We start from the raw sequence: 15,574 nt of genomic DNA on the forward strand, positions 1-15,574 counted from the left end.
AATCCCTAAATGCCAAGCATCAAAACCAGGCTTCTGGCGCTCGCGGTGCTGCCCGCCGTCGTACTCCCGGCGCTCGCCGGGTGCTCCGACCCCGGCGCGTCCGCTGCTGGGGCCAGTCCGTCCGCGAGTGCTGCCCGCAACGGCGTCGTCTACAACACCTCGCCCGAGCAGAACCGCATCCGGGCACAGAAGGACGCCACCGCGGCGGCCGCGGTTCCCGCTGCGATCGGCAAGGATGGCAAACTGACGGTTGCCACCACCGCCGGGTCCATCCCGCTGTCCTTCTACGCGACGGACAACAAGACGCCCATCGGAGTCGAAGTCGACATCGCACAGCTCGTGGCCGACAAGCTGGGCCTCGCATTGGACGTGCAAGTCACCTCGTGGGAGAACTGGCCGCTCAAGACGCAGTCCGGGGACTTCGAAGCCGTGTTCTCGAACGTGGGCATCAACAAGGACCGGGTGAAACTGTTCGACTTCTCCACATACCGCGCCGCATACATGGGCTTCGAAGCCAAGAAGTCGTCGACGTACAACATCAAGGGCGCCGACGACATCTCCGCGTTGAAGGTCTCGGTGGGCTCGGGCACCAACCAAGAGAAGATCCTCCTGGCCTGGAACAAGGATCTTGAGTCCCGCGGCAAGGCTCCGGCAACCCTGCAGTACTACTCTTCGGACGCCGATACCATCCTGGCGCTCTCCTCCGGCCGGACGGACTTGAACATCGCGCCCTACCCGTCCGTTTCCTACCGGGAGAACACGCGGGACGACCTCAAAGTGGTGGGCAAAGTCAACGCCGGCTGGCCCTCCGAAACCCTCGTTGCGGCTACCACCCTCAAAGGCAACGGCCTCGCCCCGGCCATTACGGATGCCCTGAACTCAGCCATCAAGGACGGCTCCTACGGCAAGGTCCTGGAGCGCTGGGGCCTGAGCGAGGAAGCCCTGTCGGAATCCAAGACCGTGACAGCGGCAAACTTCGGGGTCGCCCCGGCAGGGAAAACACAGTGAAGTTCCAGGTACTCGATATCATTCCGCACCTGAAGAACCCGGTGACGGGGGAAATCGTCTCGACAGCGGAACGGCTCAACCAAGTGGTGCAGACTGCGCGCCGGGCCGAGGAACTGGGTTTTGACAGTTTCGCGGTGGGGGAGCGGCATGCCGGCGAGTTCATCTCTTCGTCCCCGACGACGGTCCTCGCCGCGATCGCGGCCGTCACCGACCGCGTTCGACTGCAGACCGGCGTCACCGTCTTGTCGGTGCTCGATCCCGTGCGGGTGGCCGAAGACTACGCCACGATCGATCAGCTGAGCCGGGGCCGCCTGGAACTCGTGATCGGCAAGGGCAACGAAGTGTTGCAGTACCCCTTGTTCGGGCTCTCTCTCGATGATCAATGGGAGCTGCTCGCCGAGAAGTATGGCCTGTTGCGGCGGCTATGGCGTGAGGAGAACGTCACCTGGTCCGGCCGTTTCCGGCCTGCGTTGACCGAAGCAACGACGACGACGCCGCGACCGTTTGCGGGTTCGCCGCGGATTTGGCACGGCTCGGCTACAACCCTAACCTCGGCCGCGCTCGCCGCCCAGTGGGGCGATCCGCTGTTCACCGCCAACGCGATCCAGCCTCGCGGGAACTACAAGATCCTGATCGAGCACTACCGCGACGAATACGAACGCCACGGTCACGATCCGCGCCACCAGTACCTCGGTTCGGGTTCCGGCGCCGGCGGAGTGTTCATTGCCGACACCACGCAGGAAGCAAAACGCCAGTTCGGACCGGTTTACGAGGCACTGACCGCTGGACGCAACGTCCCGGGCAACAATTCGCCGTTCCGGGACATCGACCATGCCGTGGCTGAAGGACCGGCACTGGTGGGCAGTCCGGAACAGGTCATCGACAAAATCCTGAGCTACCACTCGCTTTATGCGCACGATCTGCAGTCCATTTCCTTGCCCACCACGCTGCCTTTCGAGCAGCAGCTGGAGATCCTGGAGCGGTTCGCGCTCGAGGTCATCCCGACCGTCCGCGCCGCCGCGCCCACCACCCTGTGGGAGCCAGCGGATCCCTACGGCGGTCGTCCGGAATTCGCCGGAGCAACGTCACTCGACGCAGCCGGAACCGTCACCACAGACCACGCAAACCACAGGAGGAATCTTGCCCACGCCCACTGAAACGGCTACGTCCACCACTGCGGCCTTCGCCGCCGCGTGGCAGGAATGGCACGCCGCGCACGAGCGACACCGTGCCGATCCGCACGGATTCCTCGCAGTTACCCACCTGCACTGGCTCGGTGCCGCGGCTGCTCCGCTCGACGGGGTGCCCGGCACCTGGAGTGTGGAGAACGACGTCGTCAGTGTGGTTTTGGGACCAGGCGAAAGCCTGCTTCGGGACGGCCGGGAACTCAACACCGACGCCGTCGGGGCCACCGTCGCTTTCGGCCCGATCGCCGAACGCGACGGCATCAACCTCAACGCGGGGGACACGGTCGTCGAACTCGCCAAGCGCGGCGGCGAGTACATCGTCCGGCCGCGGCACCCCTGGAATCCGCTGCTCAACGAATACCGCGGAACGCCCGCATACGCACCGGATGCATCGTTCGCGGTGAACGGTACGTTCGTGCCGTTTGAGGTTCCCCGACCGACCACAGTGGGGGCCGCCGTCGAGGGTATCCAGCACGTCTACGAGGCGCCCGGCGAGCTCCACTTCACCCTCGCGGGCCAGGACTTGGTGCTCACGGCCTTCAACGGACATGCGCCGGGCACACTCTCGGTGCTGTTCACGGATGCGACGTCGGGCAAGACCACCTACGCGGCCAATCGCTCGCTCACGGTGACCCCGGAATCGGACGGCTCCGTGGTGCTCGACTTCAACCGTGCCGTCAACTTGCCGTGCGCCTACACGGACCTTGCCACGTGCCCGCTCCCACCCTCGGAAAACCGGCTGAGCGTGGCCATCGAAGCCGGCGAACAGATCCCTTGCGAAAGGCAGGAGCAGCAATGAGCGGGATCTCCCGTCCGGGCCAGCCCGGATTCTTGGCCTTGGAGCTCGACGGCGACGGCGCCCACCCCGCGGCCTGGCGCAAAGCCCGGCATGCCCCGGATGAGTTGCTGAACGGTTCGCGGATCCGGAACACGGTGCTGGCGGCGGAGTCGGCAGGGTTTCATGTGGCGACGTTCGCTGATGGGTCTGGGACTGACGGCTCCGGCGCTGGCGGGCGAGATGTTGCAGGCCGCCTGAACGCCCTTCAGCGCGCCGCGTTCGCGGGTCCCGTCACGAGTTCCATCGTGCTGGTACCGGAAGTGGACACGGTCTACACCGAGCCGTTCCACATCTCCACTCAGCTGGCGAGCTTGGACTATGTCTCGGGCGGACGGGCGGGTTGGCTCGTCGCGGCGAGCGGCTCCGCGGAGGAGGCTGCCGCCGTCGGGCGTTCATTTGTTGAAGGTGCCGCCTTGGCGCAGGAGGCCGCGGCGTCGGTGGAAGTGAGCCGGCGGCTTTGGGATTCCTGGGAGGACGACGCCGTGATCCGCGACGTCCCCACCGGTCGGTACCTCGACGTCGACAAACTGCACTACGTCGACTTCGAGACGCCGGCGGATTTCGCAGGGGCCGGGTATTCCGTGAAAGGGCCCTCCATCATTCCGCGCCCGCTGCAGGGGCAATTGCCCGTAGTTGCGCAGGCCGACTTGCTTCCTTCGGACGTCGACGTGGTGCTGGTGTCCGCTCCGACGCCTTCACTTCTCGCCGCAGAGGTTGCGGAGGTGCGTGCCCGTCTCACTGCTGATGGCGCCGGCGCCGCGGTAGTAGTAGCAGAGCTCGACGTCGTCCTTGACTCGCGCGGTCAAAGCGCCTCCGCGCGGCTCGCCGAACTGGACGCGTTTACTCCGTGGTCGAGTTCCCGGGCGCGTTTCGTCGGCACGGCCGCGGAATTGGCGGACTTCCTTGCCAAGTTGCTTGCGGTGGCCGACGGCGTAAGGCTGCATCCGGCTGTGCTGGACGTGGAACTCGAGGAACTGGCGCAATTGGTCCTGCCCGAGCTTCGTCGCCGCGGGGTGCTGAAGCCTGTTGCGCAGGGCGGCACGTTCCGGGAATTGCTGGGCTTGGAGCGTCCTGTGAGCCGCTACGCGAGCCTCGGCTCGGAGGCGCGCGCCGCCGTCGTTGGCACGGAAAACTGAGGAGAGAACATGACACAGCACGACCGTGCTAAATTCCAGCCGAGCGGGAAGATCCAGTTCGGAATCTTCTTTCAGGGCGTAAACTCCGGGACCATCTGGAAAGCGCCCGAATCGGGTTCGCAGACCGACTTTGAGTCGTTCCGGAGGATCGCACAGACCGCCGAGCGCGGGTTGTTCGCGGCCTTCTTCTTGGGCGAGGGCCTGCGCTTGCGGGAGCACCTTGGACGCCCGCACGCCCTCGATGTCGCAGGCAGGCCGGACGCGCAGACCATGCTGGCGGCGCTTGCGTCGGTGACGTCCAATATCGGGCTCGTTGCCACGCAGAACACGACGTACAACGACCCCGCCGACCTCGCGCACCGGCTCGCCTCGCTAGACTTGCTCTCCGGCGGGCGTGCGGCCTGGAACGTCGTGACCACGGACAACGCGTGGACCGGAGCCAACTTCCGGCGGGGCGGCTACCTGGACCACGCCGATCGTTACGTCCACGCGGAAGCATTTGTCGAGACGGCCAAGAGGATTTGGGATTCGTGGGAGGACGGAGCGGTTTCCTCGTCCGTCTCCGCGGATGCGTGGGCGGTTCCCGGCCATGCGCGGCGCGTGCATCACTCCGGGCAGCACTATTCGGTGGACGTCACGCCCCGGTTGCCGCGCAGCGCACAGTACCGGCCAGTGCTGTTCCAAGCCGGCGATTCCCCGCAGGGCCGCGACTTCGCCGCCCGTCAGGCTGACGTCATCTTCTCGGCGCACCCGAAGTTCGACGACGCGGTGGAGTTCCGCGCCGATATCATCTCCCGTTCCCTGGCAGCCGGACGGGGCGCCAACGATGTCCAGATCATGCCGGCCAGCGAGTTCATCCTCGCGGGAAGCGACGAGGAAGCACGCGAGAAGAAGGAGTGGGTCCGCAGCCTGCAGATCGGGCCCCAGCAGGCGGTCGCGTATCTCGAACAGTTCTGGGGGCGGGAGTTGTCTGCCTACGATCCCGATGGTCCGCTTCCGGAGATCGATCCGGTGGTGGAGGAGACGTCCGAGACTCGGGGGAGCGGTTTCCACGGCGCCAAGGCCCGGCAACTCGCCGAGCAGTGGCGCGCGGAGGCCAAGGAGAAGAGTCTGTCCATCCGGCAGTTCGTGAGCTCCAGGACTTCCAGGGTGGACGCGACGTTCACGGGATCCTACACAGCCGTGGCCGACACCTTGGCCGAATACGCCCGCGTGGGTGCCGTGGACGGCTTCAATATCTCGCCATGGCTCATCCCCACGGGCCTGGATGACATCGTGAACCATCTCGTGCCCGAGCTGCAGGAACGCGGCGTATACCCCACGGAATACCTCGGCTCGACCCTCCGCGAGAACCTTGGCCTCGCGACGCCGGTGCGTTCGGAGTCGTTGGAACGGGTGCCCGCCGGGGGCGTGCGGTGAGCTTCCGTGCGCGAGTCGCGGCCGCTGTCGTCGGCTTGCAGACCGACGACGGCGGTTCGCGCGACCCGGACGCGGGGCTGGTGCGGCTCCAACTAACCGTGTGGGAGCAGTGGCTTTAGGTGAGTGGCTCCGTGCGCTCGCGCAGGCCCCCTTCGCCGTCGAGCTCGGCTACTGTGTCGATGTTGAGGCGCCGGAGAAACCCGAGGTCGTGGCTCACGATGAGCAGTGCGCCACGGTAGGCGTCCAGGGCTTCGGCGAGTTGCTCGACGCTGGCAATGTCGAGGTTGTTTGTCGGTTCGTCGAGGATCAGCAGCTGGGCGGGCGGCTCGGCCAGAAGCAGCTTCGCGAGACTGACCCGGAACCGTTCTCCCCCCGACAAGCTGGAGACCGGTCGATCAACGGTCGATCCCCGGAGGAGGAGACGTGCGAGTTGATTGCGGATGTCCCCGGGCGCCGACGCCGGCGCCGCCTCCCGAACGTTTTCCAGCGCCGAACGGGAATCATCCAGGCCGTCGAGCCGTTGCGGGAGGTATCCCACCCGGTCGGTCAGCAGCCTTCCCGTGATCCGGCCTGAGGATTCTGCGGGGCGTCCCTCGACGAGGTGCTTGAGGAGTGTCGACTTGCCGGAGCCGTTGGGCCCCACGACGGCAACACGCTCGGGACCTTGGATGACAATCGTGCGGGAACCGTCGCTCAGCTCGGCGATCCGGCGGCTACGCGGCACATCGGGATCGGGAAGAGTGAGGTGGATGTGCTCAACCTCCCTGACCCTCGCGTCGGCGGCGTCGACGGCGGCTTGGGCTGACAGCACCTTGTCGTCGAGGTTCGAGCGCAGGGAGCCGGCGGATGCCTGCGCCTTGCTCGCACGGTTGCCGGCCAGGATCTTCGGGATGCCACCGCTGGCTTGGGTCTTCTTCGCTGTGCGTTCACGGCGGGCAAGCTTGGTTTCGGCTTCGACGCGCTGCTTCTTCTCGACCTTCAGCGCTTGCTGGGCGCTGCGGGCTGCCTGGACGGCAGAGGCTTGTTCCTGCTCGCGATGTTCCGTGAAAACGCTGTAAGGGCCGCCAAACACGTCAAGCTTTCCGCAATGAAGCTCAGCTGTGGAGTCCATGTGCTCAAGCAACTCGAGGTCGTGGCTGACCACCACGAGCGTGCCCGGCCAACTGTCCACGAAGTCGGCAAGTTTGGCCCGGGTGCGCCGATCAAGGTTGTTGGTCGGCTCGTCGAGAAGCGTGACCGGCGTGCGGCGGATGCGCAGCCCGGTCAGTGCGATGAGCATTGCCTCGCCACCTGAGAGCTCCCCGACCCGTCGCTTGAGGTCACCCGCGGAGAAGCCGATTTCGTGCAGCGCTTCGTCTGCCCGGGACTCAATGTCCCAGTCGTCGCCGACGGTGTCGAAATGGCGCTCAGCAACGTCGCCACCCTCAATTGCGTGGAGCGCGGTGAGTATGTCGTCGATGCCGAGGAGGCCGGCGACCGTCGTTTGGTGCCCGAGGGTGAGGGTCTGAGGAAGATAGCCCACGTCACCGACGGTTTCGACCCGGCCCAGGGTCGGCGTCAGTGTGCCGGCGATTAAACGGAGCAGGGTCGATTTTCCTGCACCATTGCGGCCGACTAGTCCGGTCCTCCCGGTGGTCATGGTGCCATTGAGCCGGTGAAGAGCGGGGGTGCCGTCCGGCCACTCGAATGACAGGTCGTGCAAGGTGATGGCTGATTGTGCTGACATGAGACACAGTCCTTTGGTTCTTGCCCATCAAGGGCGCAGTCATGGGTCGACGTGCTCACTCCGGGGCGCGAAATCGCGCGCTACTTCGGAAGGCACTGGACCTGACGTACGGAATCTTTCAGCTCGGACGCAGGGAATAGCGCCTGCGGACAACTGAAAGCGAGAATTCTCACCGGGTGCGCACGAGCGCAAACAACCGGGCGGCCACCGAACGTCAGGTGGCTAGGCTCTGTCGACCTCAATCTCCATAGCCAAAACCATATCCACAATTTTCTTGAGCGGCCAATTGGGGATGAGTGTCGGCATTCATCACGGTGGTTCCCATGGAGGCCCTAAACGGTGAAGACCGCGGGCGGTGGTCATCGGGACACCTTTGGGGCCGAGAAGCCTTAGTGCGTCCTCGAATTTTCAGGGCTGCCGGACGCCCTGAAGTGTAGCGTTTAGGGCGCCTTCACCGGGCACTTTTGCGGGCGGGTCATACGGGAATCAGAGAGTACCCGAATTCTCTTGCATGTCTGGTCTTCCTGAAGGAAACCTGCATAAACGAGCTCGCCTGAGCGTCACATCGAAATCCTGAGCCTCTCGAGAATTCTTCAGCGCGATTCGCGTCACGATACTTTTGCTTTCTCCACTTAGCAGGTGGCAGACATGGGAGTGGTGAAATCCGACAGACTTCATCGATGTGGCGTCCGGGCGGACAGCCACCACTCTTCAAATGACCTGCCCGGTCCTGGAGTGCGGCGCACGATCCTGCTGATGCCGTGTCTGCCTGGAGACCACGAGCCGATGACATGGTCACGGCAAAGCGTGCGGCCGGGCCCCCGCCCCGGCCGCACGCTTCTCTACTTTGACCTGTTGAGGGGCCCGGGTGCCAGCATGGTCATGGTGGCCCGAAAGAAATGTAGGTGGCCCCGCCCTTGTGGCGGCAGACGATGGTCTCAATCGTCGAGTCGTGAAGCCCGTCAAGTACATCCATGAAGCTCTCGCCGGGGACAACGTGTGCCCGCCTGATGCCGTGTGCGACAAGCGAATCAACAATGACGTGTCCTGCTGATTTGTGGGTTTGTCCGTCCTGGCTGATTGGGAGGGTTTCCACTGCCTCGGTCACTTACGCGCCGCCTCGTTCTGGAGGACGGCGATTGCCCTCCCTGGGTGGCGTGCTGGTAGGCATGGGGGAAGCGGATTGGCCAATGTCGACTCCATCGTCATGCATCTGATGCTGCTGCTCAATTTCACAAACGAAAATAATGTCTTCTGCTGATACCTGACAGATGCATCAAGAAGCGCGGGTACCAGCTTCAGCTGGTACCCGCGCTCTCGGAGGTATATTTCTAGCGAGTAACTCCGTGCATTTCGGAGGTCGGCGGGTAGAAGGGAATCTCCGGCTTTTTCGCACCGATGATCACGCAGATCAGCGCGTCGTCTTCGCTGACAGTGCGAAGGCTCCGCGGCACGCCTGCAGGAACACGAATCAGGTCGCGGTAGCCCAAAACACGGCTTGCCTTCCTGGTGCCGTCCTCGACATCGTGGACGCTGAACTCCACCTGTCCCTCGAGGACAAAGAATACTTCCTCGACGTCAGGGTGAGTGTGCTCAGGTCCTACGCAGCCGGCTGGCAGGACCATGTTGGAGAACGTGAAGTGTTCGGCCTGGAGGATGTTGTTGTCATCCGAGTGGTCTCCGGTCGCTCCGGAACCGATGTAGCGGACCTGGCCACGCCGGAATTTGTCTCCCATTTTCGTCTGGAACTTCAGGGTGTCGAAGTCAACGACGCGGCTCTCACGGGACGCGATAGACGAATCGATGAGCTCTTCAAGATCTGTTGTCGGTGCACTTACGGTTTCGCTCATTGTTAAACCTCTCGAACTGGGGCGATGTAAACCAGGAACTGGCAGCAAGGCTAGGGAGCAAGTCCCTCAACTCTAACTATCTCAACACTAAGGTAGATTCCACCAAGTAACAAGACTTTGAGTGAAATCAGACTGAGTTAATTGATTGCTGGAAAGCTTACTGTTAAGATGCATTATCCACATGTAAAGGACAGGGCCATGTCTGACGAAAGAACTGAAGCTGACGCTATCGACCGCATCTTGGCGGATTGGCTGCGTGAACGGCCGGACTTGGACGCGAGCTCCATCGGCGTCCTCGGGCGGCTCATGCGGCTGGCCAATCAGATCCGCGCTGTCGAAAGTTCCTACTTCGATGAGTACGGGCTGACACTTGCGTCCTTCGACGTTCTGGCCAACCTGCGCCGCTCCGGGCCACCGCACCGGAAGACTGCCGGAGAGCTCGCGACTTCCTCCATGCTCACGACCGGTGGTATTACGTTCCGGTTGGACAGGATGGAGGAGCAGAATCTCATCGAGAGAGTTCGGACCCGCGAAGACCGTCGGGTTGTCTACGCCCAGCTGACCGCACATGGCAAGGCTGTCATCGATGAGGCGTTCGGAAAGCACCTGGACAAGCAACGTCAGATGTTGAGCGGTCTGACACCATCCGAACTCGATCAACTCGCAGCGTTGCTTAAGAAGGCAGAAGCATCGGTGGTCGCATTTGATCTCAGTGCGCTGGAAGCGGTTGGCCCAAACTCCTGAAACTCCCTTTTCGTTGCGTCAGGGGTTGGTGGCAACCTCGGCCTTCACGGACGCCGCGTATGCCTGGAGGAGACCGAACAACGCGAAGGTCACTTTGCATTGGGCCTGAGGTGTAGTGGAGTCTGATTTGCGGCTGCTCCTGGCGCGCTTCTGACCGGAAGGATGGCAGATGCGCAGGGGAGGCTTAACGCCCGACGCGACGCCGGGGTCAGCAGTTCGGTGCCGTTGCTGTGCTCATATCAGTCCGCCCCGGCCCCCGATAATGGATTCCAGGGATCGTAGTACGGCGAACGGTACTACACCACTTGTCTTCGGATTGTCCTCAGAAGGCTTGTTGCGGATTTCAAATCGGTATTCTCCGATGTTTCCAGAGGCTTCAATGACGTGGCTGGTGAGTTCCGCTGCGGGGTCTGCCCTTACTCTGACTGTCACAGCGTCCCAGTTGTTAACAGCGATAGCGACGGCGGCGCCGGCGTTTAGGGACTTAGGGAACAACATTGCCGCTTCAGCGGCCGATCCTTCATAAACGTCCAGTGGGCCACAGGCGTTGCGTATCTCTTCAACCAAAGCCTCGTTCATCCAAGGCTGGACAAGGGAGCCCGGCAACTTCGTCGTCGTAATCGTGACTTTGTCATAGCCGTCCGCACGGGCACCTGAGGACAAAAGGTCGAGACCCCCCACTGCGCCGGATGTCAGGAAGAGCCGGCCTGGCCCGGCGGCGTGGAGCCGTTCTGCGAATTCTCTATCTGCCAGGGCGCCAATAGAGGTCACGAGCAGGTCAACACTTGCCCGGAGCACATCCTCAGCGTGCTCGACGAGTGCTTCCTGACCTGCACATTCGACCAGTAAGTCGCAGCGTTCCAGAGCCTCCGCCAGGTCCAGCTGTTTCACCGGAACATTAGTGAGCGGGCTTCGGGAGATGACCCCTTCCAGGACAGCCCCTGCGACCTGTCCCGCACTGATCCCAGCGACGACGGGTACGCCGATGGCGCCGTAACCGATAATTCCGACCCGGTAGGCGGGTGTTGACTTCATGATGTTCCTTCGAGTCTTGATTAGGTAGTTGGTTCCGCTCGCGCATGTGGTTTACGAACCGCAGTGTTGAGCACATTCTCGCCACGTTCAAACGCACTTGTGCTCGCTCGAATACCCACTCTGAACTGCGGGGCGGTTTCACACGCTACTCAGCGCTTGGTGGGGGAAGGTTGGTTTACCTCCGAAAGCCGGAATTGCTGACGGTAGTCCGGCTTTCGGAGAGTCAGAACTGGAATAGACGTATCTAGCAAGCCCGTGTACCTAGGGCACCCTGGCACTAATCCCGCTGGTGAGCAGCCCCGATAATGCCTTGTGCTTCGATTTCCACGGTTAGCCCATCTTCGACGAGACGGTTTACCTCCACCAGGGTGGAGCACGGAAAGTCGCCCGAGAAGATTTCGGATCTGGCCTTGCCGACAAACCCTTTATCGGCCATGTCGGTGAGGTAGATGCGCAATGCGATGATGTCATCGACTGTGCCCCCACATGCTTCGGTAAGTTCCTTGATCCGGCGGAAGGTCTCCCGTGACTGAAGATAGGTATCGCTCCCACCGACAATGCCGCGACTACCGCCCGCATGCATGCCGGACAGGAAAAAGTGCCGCCCCTGCAGCCGCGCGTTACTGAACATCTTTTCGCGCGGAGGCTCGGGAACTGTGGCCGCCTTCACCCTGCTCAACGACTTACCCTTTCGTTGGACTCCCGGCGCAGGCGTTCACGCACTGGCAGGAAGTCGTACGTCGGGTAGAACTCGGTGGAAAAGACACCCCAGGCCCGTCGTTCCAGCTCGACATTTACGATGTTCAGCAGACGTGCCGGAAGCCGCAGGGTAACTATTTGACCCACACCCATGGCGACTACCCAGGAGACGATCTCGCAACCTTCAGGCGGGAATCCGTTCCACCAGTTCCGTTCATCCAGCCGGGCTTGAATCTGTTCCAGGTGCTGGGACTGATCATGCCGTAGAAAGACCGTCAGCAGCATGGGGTCATCCATTAGAGCCCTTCCCCTCTGAGGATGGCGGCCTGCTTTTCTGCGTCGGCTTCGTATACGCGCCTGATCCGCGCGACGCCGAGGTCGTGCTGGTAGAGGTGTTCGTCTTTGTCAGCGTCGGCGGCGAGTGCTTCGAGCACTTCCCGGTCCTGTTCCAGGACTGCCCAGTGTTTTTCTTCAAGGACCGTCTTGTACATGAACCGCCAGACGTCGCGCTCCCAGTCGGAGACGGTTCGGGTGCGCCAGTGGAAAATCGCGGAGTTGTTTGCATCGATGGGAGTGGCCATGCCGACGATGCCAAAAGTCCCGCCGGGTCCTGCCGACTCGGCATAGGGGATTTCCAGATCGACGTAGTCCATGGCCTCGCGGCAGTATTCGACCCAGTCGAAGTTCACGCCGCGCTGGTCCGTTTTCTCAAAGAAGAAGCCGCGGTCGGTTTCGCGGATGCGGAAGCGGGCGCTGGTGTCTCCGCCGAACATGGAGTGTGAGTCGCGGTGGAGGAAAGCGCCGTGCATCGGATCCAGGACGTTGTCCATGTAGAAACGCCAGGGCCCCTTCCATTCCGCGAAGTTCGAGAACCAGGAAACGTCAGGATTGGCCAAGCGGTCCGGCAGCTTGAACTCAGTCACCTCGGAGTCAGTGGTCAATGGCATGAAGGCAAAGATGGTATCGGCTGCTTCTGCAACTGCCAGCGACGTGGTAACGGTTCGGCCTTCGAGGGCGCATCCGGGCATGCCGGGAACGGAAATTACCGTACCGTTTCCATCGACCTGGACTCCGTGATATTTGCAGGCCACGCGGTCTCCAAGGTGCTGACCGACCGAGAGGGGGGCGCTGCGGTGGGGGCATCGGTCCTCGAGCATGCGAATACGTCCATTGGCGTCGCGGAACAGCAACCAGTCCACGCCCAGGCGCTTGACCTTGACCATGTCCCCGACGCCGACGAAGCGGGAGGGGTAGATGGGGTACCAGCGGTCCCGCAGGCCCATCGCCGCCAGTTCCTTGGCATCGACTTCGTGGCGGACGCCGACGACGTTTTTTGCCTTGCTCTTGCCGCCGGCGGGACGTGCGGTTTGTGTTGCAGTTGTCATTTCTTATTCTCCCAGTCGTCGCATTTCGGCGCGGAAACGGGCTTCGTCCCACGGGTTGCCATCCGGAGCATTCAGGCCGAGGCCGTTCAAACCTGCAACCACTCCTGGCAGATCTTTTGAGCCGCCGGCGAAGATCTCACTGAGTGCCCCGGCCAGTTTCTTCTCGTAGGGAGTGGCCGGCCCGGTGCGGGCCTGATTCGGTTCTAGGTACTGTTCAGGCACGGAAGTCCTCCTCTGATTTGGCGAAGGTGTGCAGGCCTTCAGCGATGTTCATGAATGATGTGGCCCACTCGTTGAAGGAGTCAGCCCTTGTTCGGTGTGCGGGGACGGCGGCATTTTCGATAATGACGAAGACGCCGTTGTCAATGCCACCGGCGATGCTCTGGGGCCCGGCAATGTCGGTGTCTGCCTGTGGCGCGGCGGCGATTACCAGCGATGGGGCCTGAACGAGCTGGAGCGAACGGGCGTATCCCTCGATGGAGGTATCAACCTCCGGGTCGCCAAGAATCATGCTCTTGACCAGCTCGGGATATCGGCCGGCGAGCACGATCGTGCCGTAGACCGCACCGCCGGAGGCCACTAGGTGCACCGGGGTGACCCCGCCGTCCCGCAGCGCTGCCGCAGCAGCCGAGACCCACGCTTCAAGCTGGTCTTCCGGGATGGTGGCGCCCGGAAAGGCACCATCGAAGTTCTCCCAGGTTTGGGCATCGTAGGCAGCCACCTGCCGCGTGTAACACTCCCCGGCTCCGGTGCCGTTGTGAAGACAGGCGACCCGGTGCCGGATCTGCCCTTTGTCCGGTTGTGGACTATCCAAAATTGGCGGTTCTGTCAGTACCATTTTTTCCTCTTCGTCCTCTAAGGGTTCCGGGTCGGGATATGCACCGGCGGCACAAACGCTCCCGGGGCCGGGTCCAGGGCCGTGACATCAATTTCAATAACTGCCGGTCTCCGGACTGCCAACGCTGCTGCCAGGGCCTGGTCGAACTGACCGGAACCTCGGACCCGCCAGAACGGCATGCGAAGTGATTGGGCCAACAGATCGAAGTCCGGTGTGTATAGGTTCACGCCGGCTTCGGCGAAGCCGTTGGCCTTTTGCATGTTCCGAAGGACTCCGTAGCCGCTGTCATTGAAGACCAGCACTACGCACCAGGCGCCTGAACCTGCCAGGGAGGCAAGCTCACCGAGGTGGACCGCCAGTCCGCCATCACCGACGATCACCGCCGTGGGGATCCCGGGCCGGGCGCAGGCGGCGCCGATTCCCATGGCAAGTCCCTGACCGATGCCGCCGCCGAGCGGGAAAATGTTCGTTTCCTTCGAGTAGATTTCCAGAAGCCGGTTGCCCCATTGGCTGGAGGGGATCGTCACGTCCCGGGCGATCACTGATTCGCGGTCAAGCCGCTGACGGAGGCTTTCGCAGATCTCGGCATACCCGCCGATGTATTTGGTCAGGTCAGCCCGGACGTTGCGGCGCGTCGCGCGCACCCGTTCGGTCCAGCCCGTCTCGACGGCGGGGATGGAGAGTTTCCCGACGATCTGCTCCAGCAGGATCCGGGAATGCCCCTGCAACCCGACGTCTGCCGGGTAAACCCGGCCGATGGCGGCAGGATCAACGTCAAGCTGGATGTGTGTGCCAGGCAGTGCCATGGAGTAGTGCTTGGTTTCGTTGGAACGGAAATGCGTTCCAACACTCAGCAGCACGTCCGCGTCTTGGAGGAGTGCCATGGCCTCAGGGGTGGTCGCGAAGTTTCCGATGACCTGATCATCATCTTCGGGTACTACGCCTCTGCCTGAATTGCTGGTCAGCAGCCCGGCCCCGAGGCGGTGCAGCAGCGCGGCCAGGGCGGTACCGGCACCTGCGGCCCCGCCACCTGCCCAGATGAGGGGCCTCTTGGCCTTCGAGAGCAGTCCAACGGCTTCGGCCACAGCTACATGGTCGATGGAGACCTCAGGCCGGCCGGGAGAGTCCGCCGGTCGCTGGTCCTCGGGCACGGCCAGGTACTGCAGGTCAATGGGCCATTCCAGGCTGGACGGAGTGTGCGGTACGGACAAGAGCTGCGCAATAGCTTCTTCGAGGTCCGCTTCTGCATCTTTGGCGTTGAAGATGGTCCGTGCGTAGCCTGATACTGCCTGAAGCATCTGCAGCTGGCGGGGGACTTCATGGATCACTCCCCGGTTGCTTCCGAGGAATTCACTGTCAATCTGGCCGGTGATGTGCAGCACGCGGCTGCCTGCGGTTAGTGCCTCCACCATGGACCCGGCAGCGTTGCCGGCGCCTGTGCCGGTGCTGGTCAGCGCTACTCCGAATTTGCCCGAAGCACGCGCGTATGCGTCCGCCGCATTCACTGCCGCAGCTTCATGGCGGACGGCGACGAAGTTCAGTTCGCGGTCCACGGCCTCGATCAGGGGAAGATTGTGGATGCTGATCACCCCGAAAGCGGTGTCAATGCCGTGCCTGCGCATGACCCGGACGAGGATGTCACCGCCGGTAGGGTTTTGGGGCATTTTTCCTTGTTCCATGGACATGTCTTATCTCTTTCGTAGATCAGG

General features: G+C 62.7%; 16 protein-coding genes and 1 pseudogene. 7 read left to right on the forward strand and 10 right to left on the reverse strand.

Annotated elements, in window-relative coordinates:
* The first annotated feature begins 9 nt into the window (after nt 1-9).
* From ACFVTG_RS09235 to ACFVTG_RS09260, 6 genes are read left to right on the forward strand one after another with little or no spacing between them, the layout of a single operon-like run.
* Nucleotides 10-1,008, forward strand: coding sequence for a transporter substrate-binding domain-containing protein (locus ACFVTG_RS09235; RefSeq protein ID WP_390279762.1), 999 nt, complete (start codon nt 10-12; stop codon nt 1,006-1,008).
* Entirely contained in the window at nt 1,005-2,165 is a 1,161-nt protein-coding gene (locus tag ACFVTG_RS09240) for an LLM class flavin-dependent oxidoreductase (RefSeq protein WP_390279764.1), read from the forward strand. Before ACFVTG_RS09235 ends, ACFVTG_RS09240 begins: the two co-directional genes overlap by 4 nt.
* Nucleotides 2,149-2,994, forward strand: a complete 846-nt coding sequence (locus ACFVTG_RS09245) for a DUF1684 domain-containing protein (protein ID WP_390279766.1) — start codon at nt 2,149-2,151, stop codon at nt 2,992-2,994. Before ACFVTG_RS09240 ends, ACFVTG_RS09245 begins: the two co-directional genes overlap by 17 nt.
* A complete protein-coding gene (locus tag ACFVTG_RS09250) occupies nt 2,991-4,169 on the forward strand; it encodes an LLM class flavin-dependent oxidoreductase (RefSeq protein ID WP_390279768.1) in 1,179 nt (392 codons plus the stop codon). Before ACFVTG_RS09245 ends, ACFVTG_RS09250 begins: the two co-directional genes overlap by 4 nt.
* Before the next feature lie 9 nt (nt 4,170-4,178).
* On the forward strand, nt 4,179-5,588 hold the full coding sequence (locus ACFVTG_RS09255; protein WP_390279770.1) for an NtaA/DmoA family FMN-dependent monooxygenase: 1,410 nt from the start codon (nt 4,179-4,181) through the stop codon (nt 5,586-5,588).
* Complete coding sequence (locus ACFVTG_RS09260) at nt 5,585-5,707, forward strand: hypothetical protein (RefSeq protein WP_390279772.1); 123 nt, start codon at nt 5,585-5,587, stop codon at nt 5,705-5,707. Before ACFVTG_RS09255 ends, ACFVTG_RS09260 begins: the two co-directional genes overlap by 4 nt.
* Here the strand turns inward: ACFVTG_RS09260 and ACFVTG_RS09265 are convergent.
* The 3 genes and pseudogenes from ACFVTG_RS09265 to ACFVTG_RS09275 all read right to left on the reverse strand — a co-directional run bounded on the left by ACFVTG_RS09265 (nt 5,704) and on the right by ACFVTG_RS09275 (nt 9,164).
* Complete coding sequence (locus tag ACFVTG_RS09265) at nt 5,704-7,314, reverse strand: ABC-F family ATP-binding cassette domain-containing protein (RefSeq protein WP_390279775.1); 1,611 nt, start codon at nt 7,312-7,314, stop codon at nt 5,704-5,706. The two genes, ACFVTG_RS09260 and ACFVTG_RS09265, sit on opposite strands and share 4 nt — an antisense overlap.
* 895 nt (nt 7,315-8,209) lie before the next feature.
* Nucleotides 8,210-8,395, reverse strand: a pseudogene (locus tag ACFVTG_RS09270) (thiamine pyrophosphate-binding protein); the annotation flags it as partial.
* A 250-nt stretch (nt 8,396-8,645) separates the two neighbouring features.
* On the reverse strand, nt 8,646-9,164 hold the full coding sequence (locus ACFVTG_RS09275; protein ID WP_390279777.1) for a cupin domain-containing protein: 519 nt from the start codon (nt 9,162-9,164) through the stop codon (nt 8,646-8,648).
* 198 nt (nt 9,165-9,362) lie between these two features.
* On the opposite strand from ACFVTG_RS09275, the gene ACFVTG_RS09280 reads away from it, so the two are divergent.
* Nucleotides 9,363-9,908, forward strand: coding sequence for a MarR family winged helix-turn-helix transcriptional regulator (locus tag ACFVTG_RS09280; RefSeq protein ID WP_390279779.1), 546 nt, complete (start codon nt 9,363-9,365; stop codon nt 9,906-9,908).
* A gap of 234 nt (nt 9,909-10,142) precedes the next feature.
* On the opposite strand, the gene ACFVTG_RS09285 is transcribed toward ACFVTG_RS09280, so the two are convergent.
* The 7 genes from ACFVTG_RS09285 to ACFVTG_RS09315 all read right to left on the reverse strand — a co-directional run bounded on the left by ACFVTG_RS09285 (nt 10,143) and on the right by ACFVTG_RS09315 (nt 15,529).
* Nucleotides 10,143-10,943, reverse strand: a complete 801-nt coding sequence (locus tag ACFVTG_RS09285; RefSeq protein WP_390279781.1) for an aspartate dehydrogenase domain-containing protein — start codon at nt 10,941-10,943, stop codon at nt 10,143-10,145.
* Nucleotides 10,944-11,220: 277 nt separating this feature from the next.
* Nucleotides 11,221-11,613, reverse strand: coding sequence for a RidA family protein (locus tag ACFVTG_RS09290; RefSeq protein WP_390280211.1), 393 nt, complete (start codon nt 11,611-11,613; stop codon nt 11,221-11,223).
* Nucleotides 11,614-11,618: 5 nt separating this feature from the next.
* On the reverse strand, nt 11,619-11,939 hold the full coding sequence (locus ACFVTG_RS09295; protein WP_390279783.1) for a hypothetical protein: 321 nt from the start codon (nt 11,937-11,939) through the stop codon (nt 11,619-11,621).
* Complete coding sequence (locus ACFVTG_RS09300; protein ID WP_390279785.1) at nt 11,939-13,027, reverse strand: Rieske 2Fe-2S domain-containing protein; 1,089 nt, start codon at nt 13,025-13,027, stop codon at nt 11,939-11,941. Before ACFVTG_RS09300 ends, ACFVTG_RS09295 begins: the two co-directional genes overlap by 1 nt.
* 3 nt (nt 13,028-13,030) lie before the next feature.
* Nucleotides 13,031-13,249 (reverse strand): recombinase-like helix-turn-helix domain-containing protein, encoded by a 219-nt coding sequence (locus ACFVTG_RS09305; RefSeq protein ID WP_390279787.1) that lies wholly within the window; start codon nt 13,247-13,249, stop codon nt 13,031-13,033.
* Nucleotides 13,242-13,748, reverse strand: coding sequence for an alpha/beta fold hydrolase (locus ACFVTG_RS09310; protein ID WP_390279789.1), 507 nt, complete (start codon nt 13,746-13,748; stop codon nt 13,242-13,244). Before ACFVTG_RS09310 ends, ACFVTG_RS09305 begins: the two co-directional genes overlap by 8 nt.
* Nucleotides 13,749-13,882: 134 nt before the next feature.
* Complete coding sequence (locus tag ACFVTG_RS09315) at nt 13,883-15,529, reverse strand: thiamine pyrophosphate-binding protein (RefSeq protein ID WP_390279791.1); 1,647 nt, start codon at nt 15,527-15,529, stop codon at nt 13,883-13,885.
* Nucleotides 15,530-15,574 lie beyond the last annotated feature (45 nt).

Origin of the sequence: Arthrobacter sp. NPDC058127 (assembly GCF_042884555.1) — a bacterium.
In the GTDB taxonomy this organism is placed as follows: domain Bacteria; phylum Actinomycetota; class Actinomycetes; order Actinomycetales; family Micrococcaceae; genus Arthrobacter.

Coding starts and splice junctions, on each gene's coding strand:
- ACFVTG_RS09235 (WP_390279762.1), top strand. CDS start 10: ATGCCAAGCATCAAAACCAGGCTTCTGGCGCTCGCGGTGCTGCCCGCC.
- ACFVTG_RS09250 (WP_390279768.1), top strand. CDS start 2,991: ATGAGCGGGATCTCCCGTCCGGGCCAGCCCGGATTCTTGGCCTTGGAG.
- ACFVTG_RS09255 (WP_390279770.1), top strand. CDS start 4,179: ATGACACAGCACGACCGTGCTAAATTCCAGCCGAGCGGGAAGATCCAG.
- ACFVTG_RS09265 (WP_390279775.1), bottom strand. CDS start 7,314: ATGTCAGCACAATCAGCCATCACCTTGCACGACCTGTCATTCGAGTGG.
- ACFVTG_RS09275 (WP_390279777.1), bottom strand. CDS start 9,164: ATGAGCGAAACCGTAAGTGCACCGACAACAGATCTTGAAGAGCTCATC.
- ACFVTG_RS09280 (WP_390279779.1), top strand. CDS start 9,363: ATGTCTGACGAAAGAACTGAAGCTGACGCTATCGACCGCATCTTGGCG.
- ACFVTG_RS09285 (WP_390279781.1), bottom strand. CDS start 10,943: ATGAAGTCAACACCCGCCTACCGGGTCGGAATTATCGGTTACGGCGCC.
- ACFVTG_RS09295 (WP_390279783.1), bottom strand. CDS start 11,939: ATGGATGACCCCATGCTGCTGACGGTCTTTCTACGGCATGATCAGTCC.
- ACFVTG_RS09300 (WP_390279785.1), bottom strand. CDS start 13,027: ATGACAACTGCAACACAAACCGCACGTCCCGCCGGCGGCAAGAGCAAG.
- ACFVTG_RS09315 (WP_390279791.1), bottom strand. CDS start 15,529: ATGCCCCAAAACCCTACCGGCGGTGACATCCTCGTCCGGGTCATGCGC.